Genomic DNA, 17,381 nt, shown 5'->3' with positions numbered 1-17,381 from the left:
TTCCGGAATCGTCACCGGAAGCTGCTCCCTTATATTGTAGAAAAAGGACGGCCGCTATTCGAATAAGAATGGTTTAGTGGCATCCAATTTGGTACGTTGTTCCTCAAAGAAGAATTTCTCTTCACCAAAAGCAGGCTTTAGCTGATTGAACCATGTTGCTTTAGGATCGTATTCGGCAAAGAAAGGAATATCCACCCATTTTGGGTTCCGTCCTTGTATGAAACGGAGAACGAATATCTTCTCTCCTTTTACTTCCTGCACACCCAACACTTGTATCTTTCCTGCATGGTCACTCATGCTGGGCCCCCTGACGGTACGGCACAGGCCGCTGACCTGCCGGTAAGCACGCCGGAATATTTTCCAGCATTTTTCCAGCGGTAATTCGAAGTAATGCTTCGAGCCTGTATCGCGGGCAATGAACATATAATACGGGATGCATCCCAGATCGACCTGTTTGCGCCACATTTTGGCCCATAGCTCGGGTTTGTCATTGATATTGCGCAGGAGAGGGGATTGGGTGCGTATCTGCGAACCTGTCGAACGAATACGGGCGATGGCTTGCTTAACGGCCTCGGTAGACAATTCTCTCGGATGATTGAAGTGAGCCTGGAGAGAAAGATTCTTACCCGAACGGTTTACGAGTTCAAACAGGCGGATAATGTCATCGCTGTCTTTATCGCTCAGATACCTGTATGGCCAGTATGCCAGAGACTTTGTTCCGATACGGATAGTGCGGATATGGTCGAATTCCGGTTCCAACAGAGGCTTTATATAGGCTTCCAGTGTAGAGGCGTTCATTATCATGGGATCACCGCCTGTAAACAGTATATCGGTGACTTCTGTGTGCAGACACAGGTATTTGAAGAGCAGGTCGGCTTCTTTCATCGCAAATTTCAGTCCGCTCATCCCTGAAAACTGCGGCCACCGGAAACAGAATGTGCAGTATGCATGGCAGGTTTGTCCCTGACTGGGGAAGAATAAGACTGTCTCGGGATATTTGTGCTGAATACCTTTCAGCTTTATTTCTCCCAGATAGGGAACATTATGTTCCTGCCCGGCCGGATGAGGGTTGAGGGATAATCGTATTTGCTGTATTTTCTCATTTAGTTCTTTTCCATCAGAGTGCTCGTTCAGAAGCCTTTCTACTGCTGCGTAGTGCTTCTTCTCCAACATACCCCGTCTCGGGAAGTTCAATGTAAAAATAGGGTCGGTGTCAAGATTATCCCAATCTATCAGTTCATCCACCACATAGTTGTTTGTTTTAAATGGTAATACTCTTCCTACAACTTCGATATCCTTTACCATTTCTTTCGATAATGACGTTATCTGAGGAATAGTCAGGAAATTGTGGAGAGTATATGATTTTAATACTCTGTCCATCTTAATGTTAAAAATTTGATATATTTTGTTGATTCTTTACAATATACGGAAAATATTGCCGTAAGGAGGCCTGACTGAAGATCCTGTTACATATTTTATAGTATTATAACATTTGAGAGACAAAGAAAGAGGAATGACCATAGGCATTCATATACCTATAGTCAGAGAAATATTACCGTTTATTGAATTAAAAAAATTATAGGAATATCTATTCCTTCACTTTCACATAAATGAGCTTTGTCCGGCTCTTGTCAATATCCCGTTCGTCTATTTCAAAAACCTTTTTCTGTGATTTTATCAGAGGGGTTAGTTTGGGAAAACCATAGTTGCGTGAATCAAAATCGGGACGCTTCTTAATGATCAGGTTACCAACCTCACCGAGATATGCCCAGCCATCATCATCGGCCACATCGCGGATGGTACTTTTGAGTAACTGGATAAGTTTTTTGTTTACAGGTTCAATATTAGGGCTCTTGGTTTCTGTGGATGCTCCGGGCGATTGTGCGCTCTGCTGATTATCCGAATTCTCAAGTATCTCTATGTAAATGAATTTGTCACAGGCTACAATAAAAGGATTAGGGGTCTTCTTCTCCCCCAGTCCGAGCACAAACATTCCGGATTCCCTCAACCGCACGGCCAGGCGGGTGAAGTCGCTGTCGCTGGATACAAGGCAAAAACCGTCTACTTTGTCGCTATGCAATATATCCATCGCATCGATGATCATGGCGGAGTCTGTTGCATTCTTTCCTGTAGTGTAGCTGTATTGTTGTACCGGGGTTATGGCATGTTCGAGCAAGGGCTGTTTCCATCCCGATACCGAGGGTTTAGTCCAATCTCCATAAATGCGTTTGATAGTTGGTATTCCGAATTTGGTTATTTCATCAAGCATACCTTTTATGTTGGAGTAGGGTATATTATCGGCATCGATAAGGACTGCCAGCTTCATATCTGATTTTGGTACCATACATTCAATTGTTAGTTATTATCAAATATACGGTTTTTTAAAAAATATTGCTTGCCTTTCTATGAAAAACATTTACAGGCTTTCACTTTGAGGTATAGTCGTGCACAGAAAGCATGGTTTTATAATAACTGTAACGCGATCTCTGCGCAGGCTTCCGCGTCGGCAAGTGCATTATGATGGTTGGTAAGTATATATCCGCAATCTTCAGCTACAGTGTGTAATTGATGATTGGGCAGATGGCGTAACTGACGCCTCGACGCGGCCAGCGTACAATAGAATCTGTAATCAGGATAGTCCATCCGGTAAGTCTTAAATACAGCTTTCAGGCAGGCTTCATCAAAGCCTTTATTATGAGCAACCAGAGGCAGTTCTCCAACCAGAGGTTCTATCTGCATCCATACTTTTGAGAAAACTTCGGCATTTAGAGTATCTTCATATGTAAGGCCATGCACATTGCTGTTTCCGTAAGTATAATAGTTTGGCTCCGGCTGTATAAGGCTATAGAAGCGGTCACAGATAATTCCGTCCCGCACGATGACGATACCCACACTGCAAACACTCGACAGTTGTTCGTTGGCTGTTTCAAAATCTATTGCTGCAAAATCCCGTAACATACTGTTTTATTATGAGGAATAAAATTAGAAAGAATTTATCAGACCGGGAAATTACAGCCCCGGGATGATTATATAAAACAGGTTTATTTTTCTTAAATATCTTTATTTATAACATATAGCTTCTGGCTTCTAACCCTTTTAAATTTTTAGGATTTAGAAATTTAATGTTTAAGGAAGGAACACTATATAAAAGGTAACTTTTCAGTTAACAGTAAACAGTCATCAGTCAGCATGTAATTCGTAACTGCTTTAATCAATACGTCAAAGAACGATAAGCGAGTAATCTGTATGCTGCTTATACCTATAGATAAAATTTCTGATGAAAATAACACCTGTACCACTCTTTATTTTACAATCTGCTTAATTCATAATCAATTGATAAGAATAAGTGAGAAGTTTTTGAATTTCAATTGTTAAAGAATTATCTTTGTTTTTCCAACAGAGAATGAACCTTATAAACCCAGAACCATCAAAAATTAATTGCATGCAAAAACGAACAATCTATCACCTTTTATTTGTGATAAGTCTGCTGTTTATCAGCACGAAAGTTTCCCCGCAGGAAATCAATCCTGATATTTTATACAAATTGGTAAGTCCTTCGGGTCTGGTTATCGATAACCGTGATGCCCCTGACAATTCGGCAAATATGTATCTGGCAAAAGATGCCAGGAACAATCGTGGACAGGTATGGAAAATAGTTAAACTGTCCAGCGGTTATTATACTATTACCAATCCGTTTATCAATAAGAGCATTGATAACGATAATGAGCCGGCAGGCAACGGAAACCCTGTTATCCAATGGGATGCCAATCCGACCAACAGAAACCAGCAATGGAAATTTACGGTTACCGGAACCGGAGCATACAGTATCTCGCACAGGAGCAGCGGAATGACAATAGCTTATAACGGGGATGATGCTGTAGGTGCACGTGTATTTCAGATGCCTGCATCGTCTCAGGTGTGGCGATTAGTACCAACCAACATAAAAGCGCCGAAAGAAGTGAAACAGAAACCAAGTATATACGATTGGGAAAATGAGACCATTTTCGCCATCAATAAAGAGCCCGGACATGTCACTTATTATACTTTCCCTTCCTTAGAGAGCCTCAAAGCGGATAAGACTTTTGACAAACCTTGGGAAGAGCCGGCTTCTTCTTTATATAAGTCTTTGAACGGTAACTGGAAGTTCCATTGGGTAAAAAAGCCTTCGGAGCGTCCTTCCGATTTCTATAAGATGAGCTATGATGTTTCTTCATGGAAAGAGATACCTGTCCCTTCCAACTGGGAAATGCACGGTTACGGGACGCCTATTTATACTAATATAACATATCCTTTCAGAAATAATCCACCTTTTATACAACCGCAGAAAGGATATACGAACGAGATAGAAGTAAATCCTGTTGGATCGTATCGCCGCGATTTCTCAATCCCTGCCGATTGGGACGGAAAGGAGATATTCCTCCATTTCGATGGAGTATATAGCGGGCTTTATGTATGGATAAATGGGAAAAAGGTGGGTTATAGCCAGGGCGCGAACAACGTGGCCGAGTTTAATATCACAAGCTATGTAAAAACCGGAGACAATACAATTGCTGCGGAAGTATATCGCTGGACGGACGGTAGCTATATCGAAGACCAGGACATGTTCCGCCTGAGTGGTATCCACCGGAGTGTATTCCTGTTCGCTACTCCTAAAGTGCATGTGCGTGACTACTTCCTCCAGTCTGAGTTTAAGGGGGATGACTACAGTAGCGCCGCGTTTAAAGTCAATGCATCTGTAAAGAACTATGATAAAAAAGCATCTCAGCCTGCAACCATGAATATATCATTGCTGGATATGGCGGGTAAAGAGGTGGCCAACCTTTCTCAACCGGTAGAGGCTCTGAAGGGCGGGCAGGAACAGGTTTATGATCTGCAGGCTACAATAAGCAAACCTGCTCTATGGTCGGCAGAAAAGCCGAACCTTTATACGGCTGTTGTCACCCTGAAAGATAATAACGGGAATGTAGTGGAAGCGATGTCGTCCAAATTCGGCTTCCGCAAGGTAGAGATAAAGAACAAGCGTGTATATGTAAATAATGAGCAGGTGTTCTTCAAAGGAGCAAACCGTCACGACATTCATCCTCAGTTCGGTAAGGCCGTTCCTGTAGAATCTATGATACAGGATATCCTGCTGATGAAGCAGCACAACCTGAATACAATCCGCACAAGCCATTACCCGAACGACCCGCGTATGTATGCCCTGCATGATTATTACGGGTTGTATGTGATGGATGAGGCCGATTGTGAAAATCATGGTAATCATTCGATCAGCGGTATGCCAAGTTGGGCTCCTGCATATAAGGACAGAATGGACCGGATGGTGAAACGCGACAGGAATCACCCGTCTGTAATCTTCTGGTCGTTAGGTAATGAAGGAGGAAGTGGCGATAACTTCGATGAAATGTATAAAGTGGCTAAGGCTCTCGACCCTTCACGTCCGGTACACTATGAAGGAAAGAATGAACTGGCAGACATCGATTCGCACATGTATCCGGATATGGCCCGGATGGCAGCTTTTGACCAGCAAGATTCCGACAAGCCGTATTTCCTTTGCGAGTATGCCCACTCTATGGGGAATGCTCCGGGCAATCTCGCCGAATACTGGGATTATATCGAGAATCAGTCGCAGCGTATGATTGGCGGATGTGTATGGGACTGGGTAGACCAGGGGCTGAATATGTACGGAAAGCCTGCCAACCAGTACTATCTGGGTGGAGACTTCGGGGATAAACCGAATGACTTCGACTTTGTAAACAACGGGCTCACTACCCCTGACCGCCGGGTTACTGCCAAGCTGTTGGAGGTAAAGAAGGTTTACCAGTACATTAAGTTCAAAGCCCTCTCGTTGGGTGCAGGAAAGGTAGAGATTGAGAACAAGTACGACTTTACCGACCTGAACGGGTTTGATATCGCATGGGAAGTTATCAAAGACGGAGTAAAAGTGGAGTCGGGCAAAATGGCCCCTGTCGACTTGGCTCCTAACCAAAAGACAGTGATAACAATCCCTTACAGCAAGAACCTGGATGCAGGCAGTGAATATTTCCTCAATCTGTCTTTCTCTTTGGGAAAGGATGCAAGCTGGGCGAAAGCCGGACATACAGTTGCGGCTGAACAATTTGCCCTGAACAGAAGGCTCCCGTTGGCGGCAGTGAATACTTCGGTGATGCCGGATATCGCTGCTAATGCGCAGGGAGACAACCTTACTATCGATGGCACAGGTTTCAAGGCTGTATTCAACATTCAGACCGGAATTATGACCTCATTGCAGTATAGCGGCAAAGAGATGATATTCAATAACAACGGCTTTAACCTGAACTGGTATCGCAGTGTGAACAACGACAAATATGCCGACCAGAAATACTATCCGGCAACAAACGATAAGCCGATATTTACTTATCAAACGGCTACTGACGGTAAGTCGGTTACGGTAATATCGAGCACTACGGCCACCATCAACAGCGAGAAACCGGTTCGTGTACCGTATCTGGTGAAATATGTAATCTACGCCGATGGTACAATAGATGTGGACGCCAGTTTCACTTCTCCGCAAGACGGACGGATCATACACCGTCTGGGACTACAGGTTGTACTGCCTGAAGATATGGAAAATGTCCGCTACTATGGCCGTGGCCCACATGAGAATTACTGGGACAGAAAACACTCTGCATCCTTCGGTCAGTATGCTACTACTGTAAAAGGCATGGAGGAAGAGCATTATGTCCGTGCCCAGAGTATGGGTAACCGTGATGATGTAAGATGGGTCAGCATTACAAACCAAAGTGGCCAGGGATTGAAGATATCATCCAAAGACAGACTGGGATTCACGGCTTTGCATTTTACCGATCAGGCTTTATGGGAAGCTATACATGACTTCAAGCTGGATGAGATCCGTAAACCGGAGACTTATCTCAGTCTGGATTGCATCCAACAGGGACTTGGTAATGCAAGCTGCGGGCCTCTGCCTCTGCCTGAATATATGATCCCTGCTAATCAGAATCTAAGCTATTCGTTCAGGATACAACCTGCAAAATAAATAGTTAAAGCTTTAAGAAATCCGTCTGTATTCTGAAAATACAGACGGATTTCTGCTTTTATTTGTTCCATTTCGGGGTTTCAATTCCAAGCAGGTGCTTTACAAAGAAGTCACGACGCTTACGTTCTCCATAGTTTTCTCCCAGTGTATGCCTAACTCCCGGCAGCATCACAAATTCAAATTCTTTATTCTGCTTTATCAGTTCATCTACCACCTGTAATGTGCTCGACGGATCTACATTATTATCCAGTTCGCCGAGTATCAACATCAGATTGCCTTGCAGCAATTTGGCATTCACCACATTCGAACATTCTTCGTACTCTTTGCCTACAGGATAGCCCATCCATTGTTCGTTCCACCATATTTTATCCATCCTGTTGTCATGGCAACCGCAGGCAGCTACGCCCACTTTATAAAATTCGGGATGGAACAGCAATGCACCCATTGCATTCTGTCCTCCTGCCGAAGCTCCGTAAATGCCGACACGCTCTATATCCATTTCGGGATATTTGGCTGCCACGGCTTTCATCCATGCGATGCGGTCGGGGAAACCTGCATCTTTCAGGTTTTTCCAGCACACATCGTGGAATGCTTTCGAACGGTTGGCTGTGCCCATACCGTCTATCATCACCGTTATAAAGCCCAGTTCGGACAGTTCGCTGCACCGTTGGCTGATGGCAAACGATTTTGGTACATGCGAATCGTGCGGCCCTGCATAGATATATTCGATGACGGGATATTTTTTTGTCGGGTCGAAGTCTGACGGGCGCACAATTACTCCCCAGATGTCTGTTTGCCCATCCCGACCTTTTGCCGAGAATACTTCCGGCATACGCCATCCTGCTTCTACAGCTTTTGATATATCTGGTTGTTGCTGAGGTTTCAGTATAACCTTTCCGTCTGTGGCAGACCGTACGACAAGGGTAGGAGGCAGATCGACGCGCGAATAACTGTCGACAAAGTAAGTATAATCGGAGGAGAAAGTAACGTTATGGTTGGCATTCTCCGGTGTAAGCGGCTGTATCCTGCCATTGTCTATGTTTAATGAATAATACTTTTCCAGATATGGGTCTTCTCCTTTATCCATGCCACATGCTTTGAATATCAGCGTCCGTTTCTTTTCATCCACATTGACAACGGATTTTACAACCCACTCGCCTTTTGTCAATTGTTTCTTCACCATTCCTGTAAATACATCATAGAGATAGATATGCCGCCAGCCGTCACGTTCGGATATCCATAGCAGTTCTTTCCCGTTTTCGAACCAATGTTGGTACAGTGCATTGTAATAAACGAAGGTCTTGCTTTTTTCATCTACAACGGGGCGCACTTTACCTGTCGAGATATCTCCTGCATAAATAACATACTGTTGATGTCCCCGCTTATTGAAATTGAATGTAAAGTAGCGACTCTCTTTATCCCATTTTATATTATCCAGACTGAATTGCGCTTCCACGTCAGGGACTTTATATTCAATGGCTTTTCCTTCATCTATAAGGAATGCTACAGGTCGCCTGATCGGAAGTGCATCACCGGGCTTCGGGTAATCATACTCTTCTGTTCTTGGCTGTAGCTGGTCTTTTGGAGAAGAAGAAATGAGTAATAATTTGCGTGTTTCGGCAGGACGGTACTTGCAGCAGGCAATCTTTTTCGAATCGGGCGACCAGTAGATATTGGACGAATAGTATTCAGAAACAGAGCCGTCAATACTTATCTTCTTATTTTCTTTTGTAGCCAAATCAGTCACCCAGAGATTGCCTTCCGAAATGTAAGCTTCTTTCTTTCCGTCAGGTGATTTAACCTTATCTTTCCTGTCTTCCTTAAAGATACCACCCCAATAATAATCATTACGGGGAGTTTGATCTTTATCTTTGATAAGTGTATAATCGGCCAGCAAACAGATATATCTCGTATCATCTACAGAGAAATAGATAGAATCCATATTCTTACTGTATTGTAATGTCCTGAACGGTAGCTTATACGGGTCTGTTTCCTTGTTGATGACCTTGGCCAGCGATGCAGCCAGCTTTTGCTGATCGAAGGCCGGACTTACCTCTTTTTTATCTGCATTTATCAGGAAAAATTCATTTCCTTTTGGTGTCCGGGTCAGATACCAGAAGCTATGTGATTCGTTTACAGGCTTAATATCTGACAAGCCGTAATAATATTTGTCAGTATATTTATCTCTGAACCTGTCAGCTTGTTTGTACAGGCTGTCGATAGTTTGCCCGTAGGCAAAAGAAGAAATAAGTAAAGTAAAAATAAGTAATTTTTTCATTGTATATTTATTTACATATATTAACGATATATAGTTAAAAAGTAACAAAAGTAACAGGAATATCGGTGAACAGTTAACAGTCATCAGTTAACAGTGCTGTGTCTTGTCATGCTGAGCAGAGCGAAGCATCCCGTTTATTAAAAACTCTGTGTTACTCTTTTTTTGCTCCGCCGACCGTTGGTTCTCCGTGGTAAAAAAGTGACAAAGGTAACACCTTTTGCATTCTGTGTAGAGCAACTCTACGATTTCAAAACTTGACAAACCTGACACTTTTTCCAAGTTTTTTTTACTGCCACTTTTTTTATACTTGTAGGGGCAGACCTGTGTGTCTGTCCGGTATTACGATTAACAGGTACCCACAAGGGGCACCCCTGCGAATTCCAAAAAGTAACAAACGTAATACATTTTTCCACTTTTTAAATTATTAAACATTGAATCTTTAAATCCTTCCCATTTCTTCAAAGAGCTATAAGCTAAAGGCTAATAGCTTTACCATATAGATAAACTTTTATCAAAAAACAGAAGGATATGCATACTAAAACTTTACAAATCATTTCTGCATATCCTCTATCCTAATCTACATGTGCTATTTCACTTCGAATTCATAAACACCTGCCGATTCTTGTACCGGCAACTGGAATAGCAGGCGTACGCTCTGGCTTGTTACAGGTTCGAAATCCATTGTATTCAATGCATTCTTTTCCGGTTTGGCCGGCGTTTTGGCTCTCACATCTACCCATTCTCCCTTATCGTTTTTGTATTGTACTCCCCACGACAGAGGAATGCGGCAACCGCCCCAAGGCCCGTCGTCGTACCAGAATACCGAGGCAGTAGAAAATGTTTCAGGTTTGTCGAAATCGTAAACAATCCATTCCTGTGAATTATTTTTCGGCCACAAGGTGAAGAACGGTACATGCCTGTCGTTAGAGTCCTTCGGCCAGTAACCGTCGTTAACGCTGCTCATTGATTTGTTAGGAGAAGAAGCGGATACTTTCGCATTCGTACAGAAAGTCGGAGGAGGCAATGGGCGTGTCGATTCCACAGTACGCGGTATCCATACAGCCATTTCTCCCGAACCACGGTTCGACCATGCGTAATACGGAATGGCGGTCAGGCGCTTGTCTTCTATAATTACATTATTGTCTTTATCCCGCGATGCGCTTTTGGCATTTGCTTCCAGTTGCATGATGCCGCTTAGTTTGTCGGATAGGAAAACTTCTGTAAATACGACATTATCTTCGAGCACGGCATTCAGTACACGGTCTTTGTTGTCGACCCATTCGAGGCAATATACGACAGGGCCGCGCTCGATAGCTACTTTTCCCCTGTCGTCTTCTACTTTTTCGTTTGCGATATCTTTATGAACGTCCATAGGGAACGATAAATCTATCTTATCTCCCTTTTTCCATTTTTGAGAAAGGGTTACGTAACCGTTACTTCCTATTGTGTAATCTACATCTTTTCCGTTCACTTTTATCTTAACAGCTTCCTTTTTCGGATTCAGGTAAGTGTAAAGGTCGCTTGGTACAGGTTTATTCAATGCCCATCCCGGTATTCTTACCAGTACATCGAATTTTTCTGATTTTGCAGGATCTACATTGATAGTTACATTACCATCCCACGGATAGCCGGTCTTTTGTGACAGGTTGATTTTATTCTTACCCAATTCTATTTCACCTTCGCTTTCTACAAACAAGCTCACATATATCTTATCATCCTTCTTTGCATATACATATCCCGGTATCGAGGGCATAAAGCGGCATACATTGCTCGGACAGCATGCACAGCCGAACCATTCGCTGCGTCCGTGCTGTCCCACCGATTCCAGCGGATTAGGATAGAAGAAGTGGTTGCCGTCGAGGTTGATACCCGAAATCAATCCATTGTATAAAGTACGTTCCAGCACATCATAATATTTCGAATCGCCGTGAAGCAGGAACAATCTGTGATTCCAGTACACATTGGCGATAGCGGCGCAGGTTTCGCAGTAGGCCGACATATTCGGCAGTTCGTAATTCTTGCCGAAAGCCTCGCCGTGTCCTGTTGCTCCGATGCCCCCCGTGATATACAGTTTCTTGGTAACTACATTGTCCCAAATCTTGTCTATGGCATGCAGGTAAGCCTCATTTCCTGTCAAAGCAGCCACATCGGCCATTCCCGAATACATATAGGCAGCACGTACGGCATGCCCTACGGCTTCGTCCTGTTCGATGACAGGTTTGTGTGTCTGGCTGTATTCGCCGCTGTGTCCGTAGCCTTTGAGATCGAGGAAATATTTGGCGAGGTCGAGATATTCTTTTTTACCCGTTACACGGTACATCTTTGCCAGTCCCATTTCTACGATCTGGTGTCCGGGTTCGTAAGCCAGTTTACCCGGCCCGAAATCTTTTACCAGCAGGTCGGCATTTTTGATAGCCACATCGAGCAGGGAGCGTTTTCCTGTCGCCTGATAATGAGCGACTGCCGCTTCGTAAAGATGTCCACAGTTATAAAGCTCGTGGCTGAGGTCGGGGTCTTTTTCCCAACGTTTTTCACCTACCCACTCATGCAGTTTTCCCGGTTCTCCGGCAGTACGTGCTGTATATAGATATCCGTCGGGTTCCTGAGCCTTTTGGATGTAATAGATCAATGTATCCATGCGGGCTTCCAGTTCTTTATTCGGGAACATCTGGATAGAGTAGGCCGCGCCTTCGATAATCTTGTAGATATCCGTATCGTCGAAAGTCAGTTGAGTAGCAAAATAACCCGGCATCAGTTTGCCCGCTTTCTTGAAATTATCTACCCGTCCTGTATTGTAGCAATGACCGAGGGCAATCGGTATTGTTACATCCTGATTGATGCGGATGCGTGGCGCCCAGAACTTGTCCGAGAATTTGACCGAAGTAAAGGCTACCGGCTGGATAGGGTAGTCCTTGTTGTCTCCTTTCTGCTGATGGGCATGATGATGCCCCGGATTGTTGCATCCCCGGGCTGCCAGCCAGTAGCAGGTAAGTAAAAGGATAACTAAGCTTAATTTTTTCATAATTATATCTGTTTGTTGTTTTCATCCTGAGTTAACGGTGTATCGAAGAATTTGAGCGAATGCAGGTATCCGGTAGAACGTGGCCTCTGTTTGACTCGGTTTACATAGTCACCTATGTTTGACTTCCTGTCCGTACAATGAGCTTAAAAGTAGCGTAAATTATATGGAAAATATGCTTTTCTTCATATTTGTTACTGATTTGTTCTGTTATCAGAGCATAAATCCAATTCTATTTCGGGAAAATATTGCAATAACAGATTATACATATCAGGGTCATATTCTTTTAGTTTTACTCTGGTATTGATAGAGTTATGCACCCCGTTTGGTTCGGCGGAATATTTGTTACAGTCGAAAAATGATTGTACCGTTTCGGCAAAATATTCCTCTTTGTTGCTGATGGCATAGGTATCTTTCCATAAGCCCTTTCCGATGGCTTTCAGGCGCAGAGCCTCCAGTTCGTTGTCGAAATCCGGGTTTATACCCAGAATACCAATCATGTGGATAATGTGAGCAAACTCATGTACAAGGATACTTTCTCCTTTATACCTGTCCCCCGGAAGGCAAATTACATTCTCTTCGCCGCAACTGGCACTGAAATCGTGTTCAGGAGCTCCACCGAAACCACGGGCACGTTTGTTCCAATAAGCAGTATTTTCGGGTGTATCGCATATTCTCTTGTATTCGGGAATGTCGCATACTTCCTCCTTTTCACCTATAATCATCACCTTGCACCCTTTGGCTATCATTGCTTTCTTTACATCTTCCCGTTTGGATAAGATTTGTGAAATCACTTTGCTTGCCCTGATTAATGCGCTGTCATTGACATTGGCGGACGATACCACGGGAATCCCTTCAGCATCCGTATATTTCTTATAGAATGGGTCGAGACCTAAAGTATCGGGTACAGCAGTTACCGTCACTTCATGCAGAGAAAGCTGCCCCTTTTTGTCGGAGCAGCTATAAATTGAGATTATAAATAGTATAGAAAAGAATGAATATAGTAATCTTATTTTCATCATCGCTTATTATTCTATGGGTTAACCTTCCATTCTATAACCCCGCCGGAATATCCCTTCCGGCCGGCATCTACTACCTGAGGCCCGTTTTCATCCGAAGCTTTTTCAGGTTCCGGCCTTTGCAGTTGTACAACCATCTTCAGTTCCGTTGTGGTTACCGGTTCGAATGTTACTTTATTATATTTATCCAGTTCGGTTCCATATGGAGATGTGTTTTTCACTTCTTTCCACGAATTGCCGTCTTTGTATAATAGTTTCCATGATTCGGGCGCTTTGTAGATTACATCATAGTGTTCGAATGCCAGCCAGTAAACTTCAGTGCTTGATATTTTTTCCGGCTTTTTGAATTTGTAGCCGATAGACTCTTCTGTTCCGGCTTTTAGCCACCAGTAATGATACGGAGTGTTGATATCTGCCGAGGATTTCGGTTCGAACTGGTCATTATAGCCCCATCCCCCTATTTGCCATGCCTGTGATGCAAGAGTAGGTTCGGGCTTTGGAATAGCGTATTGAGAAGTTTCGGGTGTCCATACTATAAGTTGTCCCTGCCCGCGATTGTTCCATGTACTGTAAGGGATAGCCTTGAACGTAAACGGTTTTTCTACCGTGCTGCCACTTACAGAATCTTTTTCTACCGAATAGGCATTTCCTTCGAGTACTATAACACCGTTCAGCAGGCTTTTTTCGAAATGCGGTTCTATTTTCGAATCGCGTGGAATCACCACATCAAAGAGATAATCTTTCTTCTGGTCTATACTCTCCAATGCATAAACGATAGGCCCACGCTCCATGGATAAGAGTCCTTCGTCGTATTTCACATCTTTATGTGCCTGTACTCTTCTTACCGGCATATCCATATGTATTGAGATTTTATCTCCGGTCTTCCATTCACGTTCAATAACGGCATATCCTCCCCTGATTCTCTTTTTTGCATCGTGTCCGTTTACCAGTATCTTAACATCAGCATTTGCTCCGTCTACATAGTGGTATAAGTCGGAAGGTACGGGCTTGTTTTTTGCCCAGCCGGGGATTCGGACTAACATGGAGAATTTTTCGGGTGAGGAGGGGTTAACTTCTATTTCAACATGGCCTTCCCACGGATATTTGGTTTTTTGTACCAATTCCACTTCATTATTGTCCAGCATTACTTGAGAATTACCTTCAACAAACAGATTTACGAAGATATCTTTTTTATTCACGGCATATGCATATCCCGGGACAGAAGCCATGAAGCGGGTTACATTTCCCGGACAGCATGCACAGCCGAACCATGGTGCACGCTCAAATCCTCCATCCGACGCCAGCGGATTTCCATAGAAGAATTTGTCACCACTCAGGGAAACTCCTGCTATAAGCCCGTTGTAGAGCGCTCTTTCCAGTACATCTATATATTTGGATTCACCCGTAGCGAGAAACATGCGCTGATTCCAGTACACATTGGCAATGGATGCACATGTTTCACAGTAGTTATTGAAATTGTTCAGCTCGTAGTCCGGGCCGAAGCCTTCGCCCTGTGCACGGGAACCAATACCTCCGATGATATACAGTTTCTTGCTTGCCATATTGTTCCATACACGGTCTACGGCATCGAACAGCTTGTGGTCGTGCTGCATAGATGCTACGTCCGTAACACCCGAATAAAGATATCCGGCACGTACGGCATGTCCCACAATCTCGTTTTGTTCGAGTATCGGCATGTGATCCTGACTGTATGGGCTGAGCCTGTGTCCGTCCGTACCGCGTCCTGTTTCGTCGACAAAGTAACGTGCCATATCCAGATACTTTTTATTATTGGTTACATTGTATAACTTTACTAGTGCCATTTCTACAATCGGATGACCGGATGGTACATGTTTCTGTCCCTCATTTGGACCGAACACCTGACATACAAGGTCGGCATTCTTGATGGCCACATCAAGTAATGTCCTTTTTTGGGTTGCCTGATAATGGGCAACAGCTGCTTCGTAAAGGTGGCCGCTGTTGTATAATTCATGGCTGTTGATTTTCTCCCAGCGGGAGTTGCCCCACCAGCCCGAAAGACGCGTGCACTTGTTGGTAACGCAGGTTGTAAGATAGCCGTCGGGCTCCTGGGCCGCTGCAATCAGAGTGATTACACTATCGAGGTATGCGTCCAGCTTGGGATCGTATTTTACCGCAAGGGAATAGGATGCCCCTTCGATAATTTTATAAGGGTCGGTGTCGTCGAAGGAGAAATCTCCTTTGTGTTCACCTTTTATCAAACCTGCTGCCAGAGCAAAGTTGTCGAACCTCCCGTTGATTTCGCATTGGTGGAAGGCAGACGGAATGGATACTGTTCTGTTGATCTCCATCCGTGGCAGCCAGAACTCATCTGTAAAGTGGACATCCGTGAACGGAACTTCTTTGATCTCGCCCAGCTGTATATTTGCCGGTTCTTCTTTAATACCTTTGCAGCCTGAAAACAGAAGGGCTGACAGGAGCAAAAGGAGGGTCATTTTTTTCATTTCAGATATATTTGCATGATTAAATATTATACAAGGTTATATTTGCCGTGCAATGGCTATTAAGCTTGACTGCACGGCGGATTTGTACAATTAAGGGGTGAATACGGGTACTTTTTCCGGGTCCGGGTTTTGTTCTATATTAGGATTGTTTGTCATTTCATACTTTGGTATTTGTAAGATAAGCTTGTTAGAATTGACTGGGATATCCGCTGAATAGTAATGTCCGCCATGCGCCTTGTCTTCATCTCTCTTGATAGCTTTCTGTAGCCGCTTGACATCCCAGAGGTCAATACCTTCCCCATACAATTCCTTTCTTCTTTCCAGGAGGATCGCATCCCGCAGGTTATCGGATGTAGTAGTTACCTTACCGCCCCGAAGGGTTTGGATATTGTTCAATATGGTCAATGCCTGTGAGTCGTTGAGATGTGCTCTGGCTTCGGCCTCAACAAGATACATTTCTGCTGCTCTCAGGTCGCACATATCAGATAATATAGGCTGTCCGCCCAGTCGCCTGTCATTGAATTTGTCGCTAATATACCAGTCGGGCTGGGCTGCGATTTTTCTGAATTGGTATCTGGCATCGGAGGGGGTAATAATGTTTTCTACAAAATTGGTTGTCGGATAAAACATTTTGGCATTCCATTGGGTCCCTGTTTCCCAATACCATACACAACCGATAGAGTTGTAATACCAGTTATCATCGTCAGTCTGTTTATATCCCAGTATCCATTCGTCATTTTTTTCGCAGAACCCGTTTTTGTACTGCGCATTACTCATCAACGGATATTTTGAAGTGATTTGCATTGCCGCATCTCTGGCCTCTGTCCACATATTCTTGGTCAGGTACATGTCTGCCAGCAAGAAGTAGGCAACATCTTTGTCATAGTAGGTCCAATCGGGGCGGTTAAAGTCCGCCAGAAGTGCTATAGCGTCTTTCAGGTCATTTTCGATCCGGGAATAAACTTCTTCTACACTTGCTCTTCCTTTCGGTACTGTAGCCGCGTCTGACGGTTCTATGTAAAGAGGTACACCCGGTTTGTTTTTCGCTATTATATAAGTGTGCTGATATAGGCGCACCAGATTATAATAGCATCGTGCTCTGATAATCAGAGCCTGCCCTTTTATCTGGTTTTCGAGGGTGGGAGCATTATGAGCGTTCGCTATCAGTAAATTAGTATTGTTTATAATCTCATAGTAGTTCTGGAAAAATCTGGAAGCAAAGTTTCCATCCGATAAGTATGATGATGGAAGGAAACGGTAAGCCCCGTTAATCTCGTTTCCGGCAGCCGGATAAGAGGCAATATCGATACTGCCTACACCGGTCGAATAAGATTTCATGCCAATGGGGCTGGATGCGTGAAGATCACCATTCCCATCTTTCATCTTCCTGTATGTTCCGGTTAATAACATTTCCAATCCAGTCTGGCTTGTAAGGACAATATCATCGCTGAGTTCTACTGACGGATTTGTGGTGAGAAAGTCGTCGCAACCCGAAAAGAGTACGGCTCCGGTTATCAGAGCTATTGGTAATATATATTTGATTTTCATA

Annotated in this window: 9 protein-coding genes; 1 reads left to right on the top strand and 8 read right to left on the bottom strand. The window is 43.9% G+C overall.

Annotated elements, in window-relative coordinates; translation table 11 throughout:
* Positions 1–54: 54 nt before the first annotated feature.
* The 3 genes from ACFO6W_RS06695 to ACFO6W_RS06685 all read right to left on the bottom strand — a co-directional run bounded on the left by ACFO6W_RS06695 (position 55) and on the right by ACFO6W_RS06685 (position 2,958).
* Entirely contained in the window at positions 55–1,380 is a 1,326-nt protein-coding gene (locus ACFO6W_RS06695; protein WP_379994625.1) for a KamA family radical SAM protein, read from the bottom strand.
* Between the two features lie 208 nt (positions 1,381–1,588).
* Entirely contained in the window at positions 1,589–2,344 is a 756-nt protein-coding gene (locus ACFO6W_RS06690; RefSeq protein WP_379994624.1) for an NYN domain-containing protein, read from the bottom strand.
* Between the two features lie 119 nt (positions 2,345–2,463).
* Positions 2,464–2,958 carry a 3'-5' exonuclease gene (locus ACFO6W_RS06685; RefSeq protein ID WP_379994623.1) on the bottom strand — a complete coding sequence of 165 codons (495 nt, stop codon included), beginning with the start codon at positions 2,956–2,958 and terminating at the stop codon, positions 2,464–2,466.
* A gap of 484 nt (positions 2,959–3,442) precedes the next feature.
* Here ACFO6W_RS06685 and ACFO6W_RS06680 point away from each other — a divergent pair, with 484 nt between their 5' ends.
* Complete coding sequence (locus ACFO6W_RS06680) at positions 3,443–7,033, top strand: glycoside hydrolase family 2 TIM barrel-domain containing protein (protein ID WP_379994622.1); 3,591 nt, start codon at positions 3,443–3,445, stop codon at positions 7,031–7,033.
* 58 nt (positions 7,034–7,091) lie between these two features.
* Here ACFO6W_RS06680 and ACFO6W_RS06675 read toward each other — a convergent pair whose 3' ends face one another.
* From ACFO6W_RS06675 to ACFO6W_RS06655, 5 genes are all read right to left on the bottom strand, one after another.
* Positions 7,092–9,311, bottom strand: coding sequence for a S9 family peptidase (locus ACFO6W_RS06675; RefSeq protein ID WP_379994621.1), 2,220 nt, complete (start codon positions 9,309–9,311; stop codon positions 7,092–7,094).
* Between the two features lie 586 nt (positions 9,312–9,897).
* A complete protein-coding gene (locus ACFO6W_RS06670) occupies positions 9,898–12,333 on the bottom strand; it encodes a glycoside hydrolase family 127 protein (RefSeq protein WP_379994620.1) in 2,436 nt (811 codons plus the stop codon).
* A gap of 191 nt (positions 12,334–12,524) precedes the next feature.
* Positions 12,525–13,352: a M90 metallopeptidase family protein gene (locus ACFO6W_RS06665; protein ID WP_379994619.1), complete on the bottom strand. Its 828-nt coding sequence runs from the start codon at positions 13,350–13,352 to the stop codon at positions 12,525–12,527.
* 11 nt (positions 13,353–13,363) lie between these two features.
* On the bottom strand, positions 13,364–15,832 hold the full coding sequence (locus tag ACFO6W_RS06660) for a glycoside hydrolase family 127 protein (protein ID WP_379994618.1): 2,469 nt from the start codon (positions 15,830–15,832) through the stop codon (positions 13,364–13,366).
* Positions 15,833–15,922: 90 nt separating this feature from the next.
* Positions 15,923–17,380 carry a RagB/SusD family nutrient uptake outer membrane protein gene (locus ACFO6W_RS06655; RefSeq protein WP_379994617.1) on the bottom strand — a complete coding sequence of 486 codons (1,458 nt, stop codon included), beginning with the start codon at positions 17,378–17,380 and terminating at the stop codon, positions 15,923–15,925.
* Position 17,381: the final 1 nt, after the last annotated feature.

The organism is Dysgonomonas termitidis (assembly GCF_042654545.1).
Taxonomy (GTDB): domain Bacteria; phylum Bacteroidota; class Bacteroidia; order Bacteroidales; family Dysgonomonadaceae; genus Dysgonomonas; species Dysgonomonas termitidis.
Note: the sequence above shows the minus strand (reverse complement) of the source record. Positions and strands in the feature narration are given on the sequence as shown.